The sequence below is a fragment of the Synechococcus sp. BA-120 BA3 genome (assembly GCF_034931285.1).
Taxonomy (GTDB): Bacteria; Cyanobacteriota; Cyanobacteriia; order PCC-6307; family Cyanobiaceae; genus Cyanobium.
Map to the genome: position 1 here is coordinate 1 of NZ_JAYGHZ010000025.1, position 13,692 is coordinate 13,692.

A 13,692-nucleotide genomic window follows, 5' to 3' on the forward strand; every position below is an offset into this window, starting at 1 on the left:
CTGGCCGCCCTGGGCTGGGGGCTGCTGACCATCGCCCGCCAGCCGACGGCCCTCGCCGTCCTGCTGATCGCCGTCGTGGCTGGTCTGCAGGTGTCGGAGCTGGTGCTGCGTCGGGCCGCGCGCTGGCCAACCTCAACCTGGTCGGTCTGCTGACCACCTCGGCGGTGCTCACCGCCGTAATCGGCCTGGCGGCCCAGGAATCGCTCAAGGACCTGTTCGCCGGCATCGAGCTGCAGTTGGATCCCCCCTTCCGGGAGGGGGACTGGATCAGCGTCGGCGAGGAGAGCGGCACGGTGGAATCCCTGCACCTGATGAGCACCCGCCTGCGCCGCAAGGACGGCTCGACCGTGAACCTGCCCAACAACACGGTGGCGGACAACCCGATGCGGCGCTTCAGCCAGCACGAGCCGGTGGGGAACCGCTTCGAGATCGCCCTCGGCTACGAGATCCCGCCGGCCCGGGCCCGGCGGCTGCTGGTGCGGGTGATGGTGGACAACCCCCTGATGCTGAACGATCCGCCGCCGGAGGTGCTGGTCAGCGCCTACGAGGACTCCTGGATCCGCTACGAGTTGCAGGCCGCCCAGCGCGGACCGTCGGAGGGGGACCGCCTGCGGCTGCGCAGCGAGCTGCTGGAGCAGATCTGGTACGCCCTGGAGCGGCAGGGCTGGGAGCTGCCCTATCCGGTCAGGGAGCTGAAGCGGCGCCAGCCCCAGCGGGATCCGGCCCATCCCACCGGCGTGGACGCCTCGCTGACGGCGCAGCTGCTGCGGCGCAGCTGGCTGTTCGCCCAGCTGGATCCGGAGCAGGTGGAGCGGCTGGCCTCGGAGGTGCGCTGCCTGCGCTTCGGCTCCGGCGAAACGATCGTGGCCGAAGGGGAGGAGGGGGAGGCCCTGTTCCAGGTGGTGGATGGCGAAGTGGAGGTGTTCAAAGCCGACGGCTCCACCCTGGGGCGCTCGGTGGCGGTGCTGGGCCGGGATCAGATCTTCGGGGAGATGACGGTCTGCACCGGGGAACCCCGCACGGCCACGGTGCGCTCGCGGGGGGAATGCGTGCTGCTGGAGGTGGAACGGGACGACTTCATGCCCCTGGTGGAGGACGATGCCGGGGTGCTGGACGCCATGGCGGCGATCGTGGGCCAGCGGCGCTCCGAACTGGAGAAGCTCTCCTCCCCGGATGCGGCCCGCCGCCAGACCTCGATCCTGGAGCGCATGCGCCACCTGTTCGGCCTCGAGGGCGACTGAGGTCAGGCCCGCAGCAGCTGCTCGCAGCGGAGCTCCCAGTCGCGCTGGGTGCCGATGCCGGCCACCAGCACCCGCTCGGCGGGCTCCTCCCGCAGCCGCAGCTGCCACTGGCGGATCACATCGGCCCGCTCCATCCAGACATCGATCACCAGGCGCTGGATGGCCTCACCGTCCCAGCAGCGGCCCCGGGCCGTGTCCAGGGCCCAGCCCAGCAGGTCGTCGAGCTGGAAGGGGCGGAAGCCGCCGTAGATCGGGCCGGGGGCGGGTGGGCCACCGGCGGGGGAGGTGACGGATTTCTGTTCGAGATAGAAGAGCTGCAAGGGGTCGGACAACCCGCAGAACTGCAGGAGATAGGTCATCAGCAGCCCACCACGATCTTGCTGCTGCCAAACGTACCCAGGGCAGGCCAGTCAGCTGTTCACCAGGAACACTCTGTTGTAGAAGATGGGATCAGCACTCTCACCCTTGGAGTGCTGATTGTGCTGCCTTGGAGAAGAGCGGAGCCCCTCAGGCCAGGGCCAGACTGCGGGCCTGGGCCTGGCGCACGGCCTCGGCCAGCTCGACGAGCAGGTCCAGGGTGGTGGCCAGATCGATGCAGGCATCGGTGATGCTCTGGCCGTAGGTGAGTGAGGCCAGGTCGGCGGAAATCTTCTGATTGCCTTCCACCAGATGGCTCTCCAGCATCACCCCCATCACGTGGACGGAACCGCCCCGCACCTGCTCGGCCACGCTGCGCAGCACCTCCCCCTGGCGGCGGTAGTCCTTGTTGGAATTGCCGTGGCTGCAGTCCACCATCAGCCGCGCCGGCAGGCCGTCGCGGGCCAGCAGGGCCGCCGCTGCCTCCACCGCTTCGGCGTGGTAGTTCGGGCCGCTCTTGCCGCCCCGCAGCACCAGGTGCCCGTCCGGGTTGCCGGTGGTGGACACGATCGCGGCCTGGCCCTCCCTGTTGATGCCCAGGAAATGGTGCGGTCGGGCGGCCGCCTCCATGGCATTGATGGCGGTGGCGGCGCTGCCGTCGGTGCCGTTCTTGAAGCCGATCGGCATCGACAGGCCCGAGGCCATCTCCCGGTGGGTCTGGCTCTCGGTGGTGCGGGCGCCGATGGCGGTCCAGCTGATCAGGTCGGCGAGGTACTGGGGCACCACCGGATCGAGCACCTCGGTGGCCGCCGGCAGGCCCAGCTCTGCCAGGTGCAGCAGCAGGGAACGGGCCCGGCGCAGGCCGGTGTTGATGTCGTAGCTGCCGTCGAGGTGGGGGTCGTTGATCATCCCCTTCCAGCCCACGGTGGTGCGGGGCTTCTCGAAGTAGACCCGCATCACGATCTCCAGCTCATCGCGGTGGCGGCGCTGGGCCTGGGCGATGGCTTCGGCGTACTCCCGGGCGGCGGCCACGTCGTGGACCGAGCAGGGGCCGACGATCACGAGCAGCCGCTGGTCGCCGGCGTGGAGGATGGCCTTGATCCGCTCCCGGGCCTGCTGCACGGTGCGGGCCGCCTGCTCCGACAGGGGCAGCTCCGCGTGCAGCACGGCCGGCGGCACCAGCGGCCGGGTTTCCACCACGTGGAGATCGGAGGTGGGGATCATGCGCGGCGGCCGGCGGGAATGGGTCAGACCCCCCAGCCTACGAACTGGCGGCACCGAGGCCAGCGCCGACTTCTGCAGCCGTTGTCACCAGAGGGCGGACCCGCGGGGAAGAACAATGGAAGGGATGCCCATGCGGTCCTGCGTCCATATGTCCGTTTCCCCGAGTCCCGCCCCCCTCTCCCCCGCTGAGCTGCTGCCCAGCTACCGCGAGGCCGCCGCGGCCCGCGAGGCCCTCGGCGTGCCGCCCCTGCCGCTCACCGCCCCCCAGGCCCAGGCCCTCACCGAGCTGCTGGAGCAGCCGCCCGCCGGCGAGGAGGCCTTCCTGCTGCACCTGCTGAGCGAACGGATTCCGCCGGGGGTGGATGAGGCCGCCTACGTGAAGGCGGGCTGGCTGAGCGGGATCGCCAAGGGAACGGCCACAAGCCCCCTGGTGAGCCCCCTGGAGGCCACCCGGCTGCTGGCCACGATGATCGGCGGCTACAACGTCGGCGCCCTGATCGCGCTGCTCTCCTGCCCGCAGGCGGACGTCGCCGCCGAGGCGGCCCGGGGACTGAGCCGCACCCTGCTGGTGTACGACGCCTTCCACGACGTGCTGGAGCTGGCCGAGACCAACCCCCTGGCCCGCCAGGTGGTGGACAGCTGGGCGGCGGCGGAATGGTTCCACGCCCGGCCGCCCCTGCCGGAGGCGATCACCGTCACGGTGTTCAAGGTGACCGGGGAGACCAACACCGACGACCTCTCACCGGCCACCCACGCCACCACCCGCCCCGACATCCCCCTGCACGCGATGGCGATGCTGGAGACGCGGATGCCCGAAGGGCTCGGCCTGATCGCCGAGCTGAAGGCCAAGGGCCATCCGCTGGCCTACGTGGGCGATGTGGTGGGCACCGGCAGCTCCCGCAAATCGGCGATCAACTCGGTGCTCTGGCACATCGGCACCGACATCCCCCACGTGCCCAACAAACGCAGCGGCGGCGTGGTGCTCGGGGGCAAGATCGCGCCGATCTTCTTCAACACCGCCGAGGACTCCGGCGCCCTGCCGATCGAGTGCGACGTGAGCGCCCTCAGCAGCGGCGACGTGATCACGATCCGGCCCCACGCCGGCACGATCGAGCGGGCCGCCGGTGAAGCGGGGGCCGGGGAGGTGCTGGCCCGCTTCGAGCTCAAGCCCAGCACCATCGCCGACGAGGTGCGCGCCGGCGGCCGCATCCCCCTGCTGATCGGCCGCTCCCTCACCGACAAGGTGCGGCTGCAGCTGGGCCTGCCCCCCTCGGAGGCCTTCATCCGGCCGGTGGCCCCGCTCGACACGGGCAAGGGCTTCACCCTGGCCCAGAAGATGGTGGGCAAGGCCTGCGGCCTGGCGGGCGTGCGCCCCGGCACGAGCTGCGAACCGCTGATGACCAGCGTCGGCAGCCAGGACACCACCGGGCCGATGACCCGCGACGAGATGAAGGAGCTGGCCTGCCTGGGCTTCTCCGCCGACCTGGTGATGCAGAGCTTCTGCCACACCGCCGCCTACCCCAAGCCGGTGGATCTGAAGACCCACGCCGAGCTGCCTGACTTCATCAGCTCCCGCGGCGGCGTCGCCCTGCGGCCCGGCGACGGCATCATCCACAGCTGGCTCAACCGCCTGCTGCTGCCGGACACGGTGGGCACCGGCGGTGACAGCCACACCCGCTTCCCCCTCGGCATCTCCTTCCCGGCCGGCTCCGGTCTGGTGGCCTTCGCCGCCGCCATCGGCGCCATGCCACTCGACATGCCCGAGTCGGTGCTGGTGCGCTTCTCCGGTTCCCTGCAGCCCGGCGTCACCCTGCGGGACGTGGTCAACGCCATTCCCTACGTGGCCATCCAGCAGGGCCTGCTGACGGTGGAGAAGGCCGGCAAGAAGAACATCTTCAGCGGCCGGATCATGGAGATCGAAGGGCTCCCCGACCTCAAACTGGAGCAGGCGTTTGAACTGACGGACGCCACCGCCGAACGCTCCTGTGCCGGCAGCACGATCAAGCTGAGCGTCGAGACGGTGAGCGAGTACCTGCGCAGCAATGTGGCGCTGATGCGCAACATGATCGCCCGGGGCTACAGCGATGCCCGCACCCTGGCGCGGCGGATCAAGGCGATGGAAGCCTGGCTGGCCGATCCGGTGCTGATGGAGGCCGATACCGACGCCGAGTACGCGGCGGTGATCGACATCAACCTGGACGAACTGAGCGAACCGATCCTGGCCTGCCCCAACGATCCCGACAACGTCAAGCTGCTGAGCGAGGTGGCCGGCGACCGGATCGATGAGGTGTTCATCGGCTCCTGCATGACCAACATCGGCCACTACCGCGCCGCCGCCACGGTGCTTGACGGTGCCGGGACCAGCGCCGCCCGGCTGTGGGTCTGCCCGCCCACCCGCATGGACGACGAGATGCTGCGGGCCGAGGGCTACACCGCCAAGTTCGAGACTGCCGGCGCCCGCATGGAGTTGCCCGGCTGCTCCCTTTGCATGGGCAACCAGGCCCGGGTGGAGGACAACACCACCGTGTTCTCCACCAGCACCCGCAACTTCAACAACCGCCTCGGCAACGGCGCCCAGGTGTACCTGGGCAGCGCCGAACTGGCGGCGGTGTGCGCCCTGCTGGGCCGCATCCCCAGCCCGGCCGAGTACCTGGAGATCGCGGCGGCCAAGATCGACCCCCTCTCCGACCAGCTCTACCGCTACCTCAACTTCGACCAGATCGATGGCTTCGAGGATGTGGGACGGGTGGTGAGCGTGGAGGAGGAGGAGAAGGTGCTGGCGGAAGTGTAGGGAGCACAATCCCTCACCAGGGGCTGGAACCTCAGCCCCCCACCACCAGGGCGTCGACGATCTCGTAGCGCTCGACGTTCTCCCCAAGCAGCAGCACCGACACATCGCCGCGCCGCTGCACCGTGAGCCTTTTGGGCTGATCGGACGCAACGGCCTTGCGGTTCACGAACAGGAACTGGCGCTTCTGGCCCTCGGGGTTCGTCACCACCACCGTGGCGCTTTTGTTGGCCCGGCAGATCACGGAGGCCTTGCAGCTGTTGGCCTTACCGCTGCCCCCGGACCCACAGGGCACCTCCGTGGGGCCAGGGAGCACGACTGATCTCCACTTTGAGATTGTAGGTGCTGGATTCATGGCGGCGCGCCGCCGGCCGCATCAGATACACCCGCACCCTGACGTCGCCGTCGCTGGGCAAGGGTCCACGGAAGCGGTTGCCGGAGCTGCTGCCGGCTATGCAATGACTGGGTGGGCCGTTCCAGGCTGTTGTGAACTGTGGAATGAATTCTTGAGCCACAGTTTCGGCCGTATGTTCAGTGGCAGAGCTGCCTAGGGATGTGCACAGCCTGCCCTTCAGTACGGATCATCTGTCAGGCGCTCCGACAACCACCACAGATTTCCGAACGGGTCTCGGATGCCGCCCTGCCTGTCGTTGTAGGGCATGGTCGCAACATCCATGATCTTTATGCTCCCCGCAGCAATGGCCTTCAACATCGCCTCATCAGCGTTCTCGACGTACAGGTAGTATGAAGCCGGCATAGCAGGAAACTCTGCTGATGCCTCACTGACCATGACAGTTGACGTTCCTAGCCGCACTTGTGCGTTGGCGATGCGCTCGCCGTTCATGTGGCGGCCAATCTCGACACCACCAAATGCCTCAGCGAGGAATTGAAGAAAGCGGTCAGCGCCTTCAACGAAGAAGTACGGAGTGATCGTACAAAAGCCCTGTGGAATTCGCATGGAATCTCCGTTTGCGCGGCCGAACGCTGCTTGGGCGGAAACGTCCAAGCCCGAAATCCTTCGCCATGGGAAGCATAAATTCGAGTGGCCCTGAGGGCAACGCCGCCACCGTCGACCTAGGCAGACCCGGAGAAACACCCTGCGGCCGTAGCCCCCCAACCTGGCCATCGGTCAGCGCTCCATCCAGGAAGTGGTTGACACCCATCTCGCCACACTGGGGCCGGTCTGGACGGAAAATCTTGAGCACGAAGCTCTGCCCAGCGTCACTCCGAAGCGCTGAACGCCGAGCGCCCACCGGCTTGGCCGATCAGCCGAACGCCGCCACCGCCCGCTCGCAGCGGTCGAGTTCGGCCTCCAGCAGGGCCAGCAGCTCCGATCGCTCGGCGGGCAGCGGGAAGCGGCCTGCCTCGTAGCGGGCCTCCACGGCGAATTCCTGCAGGGCCGCCAGGCGGGGCTCCAGAACCTGTCCCGCCACAGAGGCGAGGTCGGTCAGCTCATGCACCCGAGGCGGTCGGCGACATAGAGCACCTTCCCCTCGCGGGCGACATCCCCGAACCCATGCCAGCGGGAGCCACTCAACCGTTCCGCGTCGGCGGCACCGGCCACCACCAGGTCCACCCTGAAGCCGAGGGGCCCGAGGGCCTCTCGAAAGCGCTGCCAGCAGGCGGCTTTCTCGGCGGGGGTGAGCTGGGCGCGGCCCACGATCACCGCCAGGTCAAGTTCGGAATCGGAGAGCGCCTCGCCCCGGGCCCGCGAGCCGAACGCCAGCACTGCCCTCACCTCGGGGTCGGCACAGAGCCGTGCAAGGGCCAGACGCCAGGGAATCGCGGGCGGTACGAACGGCTGTGCGGCGGCGGAGTCCATGGAATGCGCTACCGCTGCTCACCGCAGGGGCCTCTCGAGGCGACCACACCAAGCCAGGCCTGCCGTCCTTCTAGTCGCCGCCCGGAACGGCCAGGAGTTTGCGCTGCTGCTTCCAGCGCAGGACCTGCCAGACCAGGAACACCATCAGCAGCGGCAGCACCGCCACCAGCACCACGAACCGGTAAGCGTTGTCCATGATCTCGCCGCCGGCGGTGGCGGCCAGGACCTGCTCCACCAGATAGAGCCCATAGAGACCCAGCAGCAGCCAGCCCTCGAGGCGGGAGATCACCCCATTGGTCCAGAAGATCGGCAGGCAGGCCAGGGTGGTGGCCACCATGATCGGCAGGTCGCGGCTGATCATCACCGGGTCCACCGCCAGACCGTTGCCGCCGGAGGCCACCGCGCACAGCCCCAGGATCAGCACCTGGTTGAGCAGGTTGCTGCCCACCACGTTGCCGATGGCCAGGTCGGCCCTACCCCGGTAGGCGGCCACCAGCGAGGTGACCAGCTCGGGCATCGAGGTGCCGGCCGCCACGATCGTCAGGCCGATCACCGTCTGGCTCACCCCCAGGGCCACGGCGGCGGTGGTGGCTCCCTTCACCAGCAGCTGGGAGCCGAACACCAGCAGGGCCAGGCCGGCCGCCAGCTTGAGACCAGCCACCAGCGGTGTGGCCCGACCCTCCTCGATCTCCTCCGCAGCTTCGGGGGGATCTTCCGAGGCGGTGCGCATCTCCCAGACGACGTTGGCCACAAGGGCGAACAACAGTGCCACCCCCGCCTGCCAGGTGAGCCGTCCCGCCGAAGCCATGCCCCACACGGCCATGGAGATCCCCAGCAGCAGGGGCACGTCGCGCCGCACCAGGCGGCTCCTGACCCGCAGGGGAACGATGGCCGCGCTGGCGCCCAGCACCACGAGGATGTTGAAGATGTTGCTGCCCACCACGTTGCTGACCGCCAGGTCGGGATCCCCCTGCAGGGTGGAGATCAGACTCACAAACAGTTCCGGGGCGCTGGTGCCGAGGGAGACCACCGTCAGCCCGATCACCAGCTGGGGAATGCCCAGCAGCAGGGACAGGGCGACGGAACCGGCCACGAACAGTTCGCCGCCACCGAACAGCACCAGGATGCCGAGGATGATCTCGACGACACTGGGCAGGGTGGGCATGGCAGGCGGTCGTTGAGCGCCCGACTCTAGGGAGACGTCACCGCGTCCCCGGAAGTGACACGCTGGATCTCCTTCTTCCGCCGCCCCCCTGAACCAGGAAACCCTGCTGTTCGAGCCGGCCAGGCCCGCCGCCGATGCTCTGCGCACCGTGCTGGCCTTCCCGAGCAGTTATTCGGTGGGGATCACCAGCCTGGGCTACCAGGTGGTGTGGGCCAGCCTGGCGCGCCGCAGCGACCTGGACGTGCGGCGGCTGTTCACGGATCAGGGGGATCCGCTGCACCGCTCCTGCGACCTGTTCGGCCTGTCGCTCAGCTGGGAGCTGGACGGACCGGTGCTGCTCGACCTGCTCGAGCGCCAGGGCATCCCCCTGTGGAGTCACCAGCGGGGGGAGGACGACCCGATCGTGTTCGGCGGCGGCCCGGTGCTCACGGCCAATCCGGAGCCCCTGGCCCCCTTCTTCGACGTGGTGCTGCTGGGTGACGGCGAGCTGCTGCTGCCTGCCTTCATCGACGCCCTCCAGGCCGCCCGCGCCCTGCCCCGGCCCGAGCGCCTGCGGCAGCTGGCCCGGGTTGCCGGGGTCTACGTCCCGGCGCTCCACGCCCCCCGCTACGACGCCGATGGCACCCTGCTGGCGGTGGAGCCCATCGCCGCCGAGGTGCCGGCCACCATCGCCAAGCAGACCTGGCGCGGCAACACCCTCAGCCATTCCACCGTGATCACGCCGGAGGCGGCCTGGCCATCGATCCACATGGTGGAGGTGGCCCGCAGCTGCCCGGAGCTCTGCCGCTTCTGCCTGGCCAGCTACCTGACCCTGCCGTTCCGCACCGCCTCCCTCGACGACGGCCTCATACCGGCGGTGGAGACGGGCCTGGCGGTGACCCAGCGACTCGGCCTGCTGGGGGCCTCGGTGACCCAGCACCCCCAGTTCGCCGACCTGCTCAGCTGGCTCGATCAGGACCGGTTCGAAGGCACCCGGGTCAGCGTCAGCTCGGTGCGGGCCGCCACGGTGACCCCCCAGCTGGGGCGGATCCTGGCCCGGCGGGGCAGCAAGTCACTCACGATCGCGATCGAAAGCGGCAGCGAACGGATGCGCCGGGTGGTGAACAAGAAGCTGGCCAGTGAGGAGATCTTCGCGGCCGCCCGCTACGCCAGGGAAGGGGGCCTCAGCGGCCTGAAGCTCTACGGCATGGCGGGCCTGCCCAGCGAGGAGGAGGCCGACATCGAAGCCACCGCCGACCTGCTGCTGGCCCTCAAGAAAGCCACCCCGGGCCTGCGGCTCAGCCTCGGGGTGAGCACCTTCGTGCCCAAGGCCCACACCCCCTTCCAGTGGGAAGGGGTGCGACCGGAGGCGGAGAAGCGCCTGCAGCGGCTGGCTCGGCTCCTGCAGCCCAAGGGCATCGAGCTGCGGCCGGAGAGCTACGGCTGGAGCGTCATCCAGGCCCTGCTCTCCCGCAGCGACCGCCGCCTGGCGCCGGTGATCGCCGCGGCCCGAGGCCAGCACGACAGCCAGGGGGGCTGGAAGAAGGCCTACCGGGCAGCGCGCGCCGGCGAGGTGGCCGCACCGGCGGATCTGCCGGTCCCCCTGCCGGCTCCGCCCCCCTGGGAGGAGGTGGTCCATGCCACCTGGGGGGAGGAGCGCGTGCTGCCCTGGACCCATCTGGAGGGACCGTTACCGGCCGCCACCCTGTTCAGGCATCGGCAGGAGGCGCTGGCTGGCGATAGCAGCGCAGACCCGCCAGCAGCACCCAGCCCGCCACATTGACCCGGCTGTCGTAGAGGGGGATGTCGGTGGCGTGCAGGGCCACCAGCACCAGGGCCGCGGCCCACCAGGCCCGATCGAACAGGGCACCTCCGGCCATGCCCAGCCACCCGGCCCGGATCATCAGCCACAGCACCAGGCCCACCACCAGGACGGCGACCGGCACCCCGTGGCTCATCGCCAGATCGATCGGCAGGTTGTGGGGGTGGCCGTGCCAGAAGCCGGTGCGCATCGGGTAGATGATGCTGAAGGCGGCCGCCCCCCAGCCCAGCCAGGGCCGTTCGGCGATCAGCCCCAGCGCCACCTGCCACTGGGCCAGGCGGGTGATCGCCAGCGGCCGCTGGCCGCCGTGCTCCAGGTCGATCAGCCGGCCCCAGATCGCCTCCGGCACCACCTGCCGGGCCAGCTCCTGGGGCGCGGCCGGCACCCAGGGCAGGGTGGACAGGCCGATCACCGCCAGCACCACCAGCAGCGCCGGCAGCAGCCACAGCCAGCTGCCGGGCCCGGCCACCACGGGCACCGCCAGCATCAGGGCCCCCCAGGCGTTGCGGGAATCGGTCAGGAACACCGCCGCCACCAGGCCGGCGGCGATCACCAGCACCACCCCCCGGCGCCGCCAGCTGAGGCCCCCCTCCATCAGGGCCGCCAGGGTCAGGGGCCAGGCCAGCACCATCCAGGCCCCGGCGATGTTGGCGTAGTCGAACAGCCCCGCCAGCCGTTCCGGCGGATTGCCGCCGGCCTTGATGTGCCAGATGATCAGGCCCCCCAGCCACTGGAAGGGGCCGCTCCAGCCCCACCAGATCTGGCCCAGGCCAGTGAGGATCACCGGCACCGTGCCGGCCACCACGGCCAGGGCCACCCGGCGGCGGGCGGCGGGGGTGCCCAGGTACACCTGGAAGCCCCAGAACCCCCAGAAGAAGGGCAGCCAGTTGCCGAGCCCCAGCCAGGCCAGGTCATTGCTGGCGGCCCGGAAGCAGCCCAGCACCATCAGCACCGCCGCCGCCAGGAGCACGGCGTTGGCCCGGTCCGCCAGCACCGAGCGGCGGCCACGGCTGCCCAGGATCAGGGCCAGCAGCAGGGCCAGGCCGGCCAGGAAGGCACTGCTGGCCAGCAGGAACATCCCCAGCTGGAAGCAGCGCCAGCCCAGGGGCGTGGCGGCGTGCGGCTTGGGCGCCATCAGGCGCTCGTCGAGGGCGGAAAAACGGATCACCGGAGCGGTGGCGGCAGCGGAGGACCGACGGCGGGTCCCGGGAGAAGGCTCAATCAAACACGGCGGTTCGGCCCCTGTAGACCATCACCTGTCGCCGCAGAAACAGGCGCACCGCCCGGGCCAGGGCCAGCCGTTCCGTGTCACGGCCCTTGCGGATCAGGTCCTCCACCTCGTCGCGATGGCCCACGTGCATGGTGGCCTGCTCGATGATCGGGCCCCCGTCCAGCTCCTCGGTGACGAAGTGGGCGGTGGCGCCGATCAGCTTGACCCCCCGCTCCCAGGCCCGGTGGTACGGCTGGGCCCCCTGGAAGGCCGGCAGGAAGGAGTGGTGGATGTTGATCACCTGGGAGAAGCGGGCCAGGAAGGCGGGGCTCAGCACCTGCATGTACTTGGCCAGCACCACCAGCTCGATCCCCTCCTCCTCCAGCAGGGCCAGCTGGGCCTGCTCCACCTCCGAGCGGGAGGCGGCCGTGATCGGCAGATGCACGAAGCGGGCACCGAAATCACCCGCCAGCGCCTCCAGGTCCGGGTGGTTGGAGACCACCAGGGGCACCTGCATGGGCAGCTCGCCGGAGCGGGTGCGCCAGAGCAGGTCCACCAGGCAGTGGTCCTGGCGGCTGGCGAAGATCGCCACCCGGGGCAGGGCGTCGGAGAAATGCACCTGGCCCTCGCCGCCGAGGCGCCCCGCCAGGGCCCCCACGGCCGGAACGATCGCCTCACGGGGCAGGCCGAACCCCTCCAGGGCCCATTCGATCCGGCTCAGGAACAGCCCGGCCCCCGCATCGGTGTGGTGGTCGGCATGGAGGATGTTGCCGCCGTTGGCGGCCACCCAGCCCGAGAGTTCGCTCACCAGCCCTGGCCGATCGGGGCAGATCAGCTGCAGGATCGCCGTGGGGGAACGCATCGATGATTCCGGGACGGATCGGTCGGAACCGTCATGGTGGCGCAGGCGGGCCGGTAAAGTCACGGCGCCAGTCACGTCACAGCACCGTCCCATGGCCGTAGCGTCGATCTCCGCGCCCCTCTCCCTGATGGGTGTCCTGCGCCGCCTCAGCCTGCTTGCCGTGGCCCTGGTGCTCAGCGTTTCCCTGGTGGCCTGCTCGGGCGACCAGACCCGCAAGGCCCCGACGATCAGCCCGGAGGACATGACCCTGATCGCCCGCCAGGCCGAAGGGTTCCTGGCCGCGAAGGAGCGCCTGCCCGAACTGGCCGATCTGGTCAACGAGCGCAACTGGGTCTTCACCCGCAACCTGATTCACGGCCCGATGCAGGATCTGGGTCGCCAGATGCTCTACATCAACCAGCGCCTGCTGCCGGCCGACCGGGCCGAGGCCGCCAAGCGGGCCACCAAGTTGAAGGCCTCCCTGGCCAAGCTTGATGAGGCCGCCCGTCTGCAGGACGGCGAGAACCTGCGCAAGGACTACATCAAGGTGGCCACCGGCTTCAGCTCCTACGCCGAGGTGATCCCGGCCGAGGCCATCGCCCTGGCCGAGTCCTTCAGCGCCGAGGCCAAGGTGTCCAACGCCGTGCCGCCGGCCCCCTCGCCCAACACCCCCGCGCCCCAGCCGGTCGCCAGCGGCGACGCCTGATCCGCACCCCGGCGGGCCCCGCAACCCCTCCTGAGGCGGGAGGGTCTCCTTTGGCGTCTTCCGGCAGCTCCGTCATCGTGATCGGTGGGGGCATCGTGGGCCTGGCCTGCGCCTGGTGGCTGCAGTGCCGCGGCCACGCGGTGCTGTTGCTCGATCCGGCCCAGGCAGCCGCCGCGGGCGAGGGCCCCGAGCGCAGCGGCAGCCTGGCCGCCCTCGGAGTCCTGATGGCCGACAGCTTCCACCGGGACCGGGGCCGGGCCTGGGACCTGCGTCAGCGCAGCCTCGGGCTCTGGGCCGAGTGGCGCCAGGAGCTGACCGAACGGGGGCATCCGATCCCCTACCGCTCCGGGGTGTTGCTGCTGGCGGCGGATGGGGCCGAGGAGGAACGCCTCGCTGCACTGGGGGCACGCAAGCGGTCCCTGGGCCTGCCCCTGGACCCCTGGGACCGGCAGCGGCTGGAGCAGCTCGAACCCGGCCTGCCCCAGCCGTCGCGGGCGGGGCTCCACTCCGGCCGCGACGGCCAGCTGGATCCGGGAG

General features: G+C 70.0%; 13 protein-coding genes and 1 pseudogene. 5 read left to right on the forward strand and 9 right to left on the reverse strand.

Going from position 1 to position 13,692, the window contains the following annotated elements:
- Positions 1-164: 164 nt before the first annotated feature.
- Entirely contained in the window at positions 165-1,241 is a 1,077-nt protein-coding gene (locus tag VB737_RS02325) for a cyclic nucleotide-binding domain-containing protein (RefSeq protein WP_500310797.1), read from the forward strand.
- Positions 1,242-1,243: 2 nt separating this feature from the next.
- On the opposite strand, the gene VB737_RS02330 is transcribed toward VB737_RS02325, so the two are convergent.
- Together VB737_RS02330 and VB737_RS02335 are read right to left on the reverse strand one after the other, a co-directional pair.
- Positions 1,244-1,600: a hypothetical protein gene (locus VB737_RS02330; RefSeq protein WP_500310800.1), complete on the reverse strand. Its 357-nt coding sequence runs from the start codon at positions 1,598-1,600 to the stop codon at positions 1,244-1,246.
- 148 nt (positions 1,601-1,748) lie between these two features.
- Positions 1,749-2,822 carry a 3-deoxy-7-phosphoheptulonate synthase gene (locus VB737_RS02335; RefSeq protein ID WP_500310802.1) on the reverse strand — a complete coding sequence of 358 codons (1,074 nt, stop codon included), beginning with the start codon at positions 2,820-2,822 and terminating at the stop codon, positions 1,749-1,751.
- Positions 2,823-3,012: 190 nt separating this feature from the next.
- On the opposite strand from VB737_RS02335, the gene acnB reads away from it, so the two are divergent.
- The gene (acnB, locus tag VB737_RS02340; RefSeq protein ID WP_500310819.1) at positions 3,013-5,613 is read left to right on the forward strand and encodes a bifunctional aconitate hydratase 2/2-methylisocitrate dehydratase; all 2,601 of its coding nucleotides are present in this window, start codon (positions 3,013-3,015) and stop codon (positions 5,611-5,613) included.
- 31 nt (positions 5,614-5,644) lie between these two features.
- Here acnB and VB737_RS02345 read toward each other — a convergent pair whose 3' ends face one another.
- The 5 genes from VB737_RS02345 to VB737_RS02365 all read right to left on the reverse strand — a co-directional run bounded on the left by VB737_RS02345 (position 5,645) and on the right by VB737_RS02365 (position 8,597).
- The gene (locus VB737_RS02345; RefSeq protein WP_500310804.1) at positions 5,645-5,926 is read right to left on the reverse strand and encodes a hypothetical protein; all 282 of its coding nucleotides are present in this window, start codon (positions 5,924-5,926) and stop codon (positions 5,645-5,647) included.
- A 255-nt stretch (positions 5,927-6,181) separates the two neighbouring features.
- Positions 6,182-6,616, reverse strand: coding sequence for a VOC family protein (locus VB737_RS02350; RefSeq protein ID WP_500310805.1), 435 nt, complete (start codon positions 6,614-6,616; stop codon positions 6,182-6,184).
- Positions 6,617-6,875: 259 nt separating this feature from the next.
- Positions 6,876-7,043, reverse strand: a complete 168-nt coding sequence (locus VB737_RS02355; RefSeq protein WP_500310806.1) for a hypothetical protein — start codon at positions 7,041-7,043, stop codon at positions 6,876-6,878.
- Positions 7,044-7,057: 14 nt separating this feature from the next.
- The gene (locus VB737_RS02360) at positions 7,058-7,432 is read right to left on the reverse strand and encodes a nucleotidyltransferase family protein (RefSeq protein ID WP_500310808.1); all 375 of its coding nucleotides are present in this window, start codon (positions 7,430-7,432) and stop codon (positions 7,058-7,060) included.
- A 70-nt stretch (positions 7,433-7,502) separates the two neighbouring features.
- Entirely contained in the window at positions 7,503-8,597 is a 1,095-nt protein-coding gene (locus VB737_RS02365; RefSeq protein WP_500310810.1) for a calcium/sodium antiporter, read from the reverse strand.
- Between the two features lie 148 nt (positions 8,598-8,745).
- Between VB737_RS02365 and VB737_RS02370 the strand changes: the two genes are divergently transcribed.
- Positions 8,746-10,359 (forward strand): B12-binding domain-containing radical SAM protein, encoded by a 1,614-nt coding sequence (locus VB737_RS02370; protein WP_500310812.1) that lies wholly within the window; start codon positions 8,746-8,748, stop codon positions 10,357-10,359.
- Here the strand turns inward: VB737_RS02370 and VB737_RS02375 are convergent.
- A complete protein-coding gene (locus tag VB737_RS02375) occupies positions 10,286-11,566 on the reverse strand; it encodes an O-antigen ligase family protein (protein WP_500310814.1) in 1,281 nt (426 codons plus the stop codon). The two genes, VB737_RS02370 and VB737_RS02375, sit on opposite strands and share 74 nt — an antisense overlap.
- Positions 11,567-11,615: 49 nt before the next feature.
- Positions 11,616-12,470 carry a formyltetrahydrofolate deformylase gene (gene purU / locus VB737_RS02380; protein ID WP_500310816.1) on the reverse strand — a complete coding sequence of 285 codons (855 nt, stop codon included), beginning with the start codon at positions 12,468-12,470 and terminating at the stop codon, positions 11,616-11,618.
- Between the two features lie 124 nt (positions 12,471-12,594).
- Here purU and psbQ point away from each other — a divergent pair.
- Positions 12,595-13,050: pseudogene (psbQ, locus tag VB737_RS02385) on the forward strand (photosystem II protein PsbQ); the annotation flags it as partial.
- Between the two features lie 155 nt (positions 13,051-13,205).
- Positions 13,206-13,692, forward strand: a 487-nt coding sequence (locus VB737_RS02390) for an FAD-dependent oxidoreductase (RefSeq protein ID WP_500310818.1), incomplete at its 3' end; no start/stop codon positions are given.

Coding starts and splice junctions, on each gene's coding strand:
- VB737_RS02330 (WP_500310800.1), bottom strand. CDS start 1,600: ATGACCTATCTCCTGCAGTTCTGCGGGTTGTCCGACCCCTTGCAGCTC.
- VB737_RS02335 (WP_500310802.1), bottom strand. CDS start 2,822: ATGATCCCCACCTCCGATCTCCACGTGGTGGAAACCCGGCCGCTGGTG.
- VB737_RS02365 (WP_500310810.1), bottom strand. CDS start 8,597: ATGCCCACCCTGCCCAGTGTCGTCGAGATCATCCTCGGCATCCTGGTG.
- VB737_RS02360 (WP_500310808.1), bottom strand. CDS start 7,432: ATGGACTCCGCCGCCGCACAGCCGTTCGTACCGCCCGCGATTCCCTGG.
- purU (WP_500310816.1), bottom strand. CDS start 12,470: ATGCGTTCCCCCACGGCGATCCTGCAGCTGATCTGCCCCGATCGGCCA.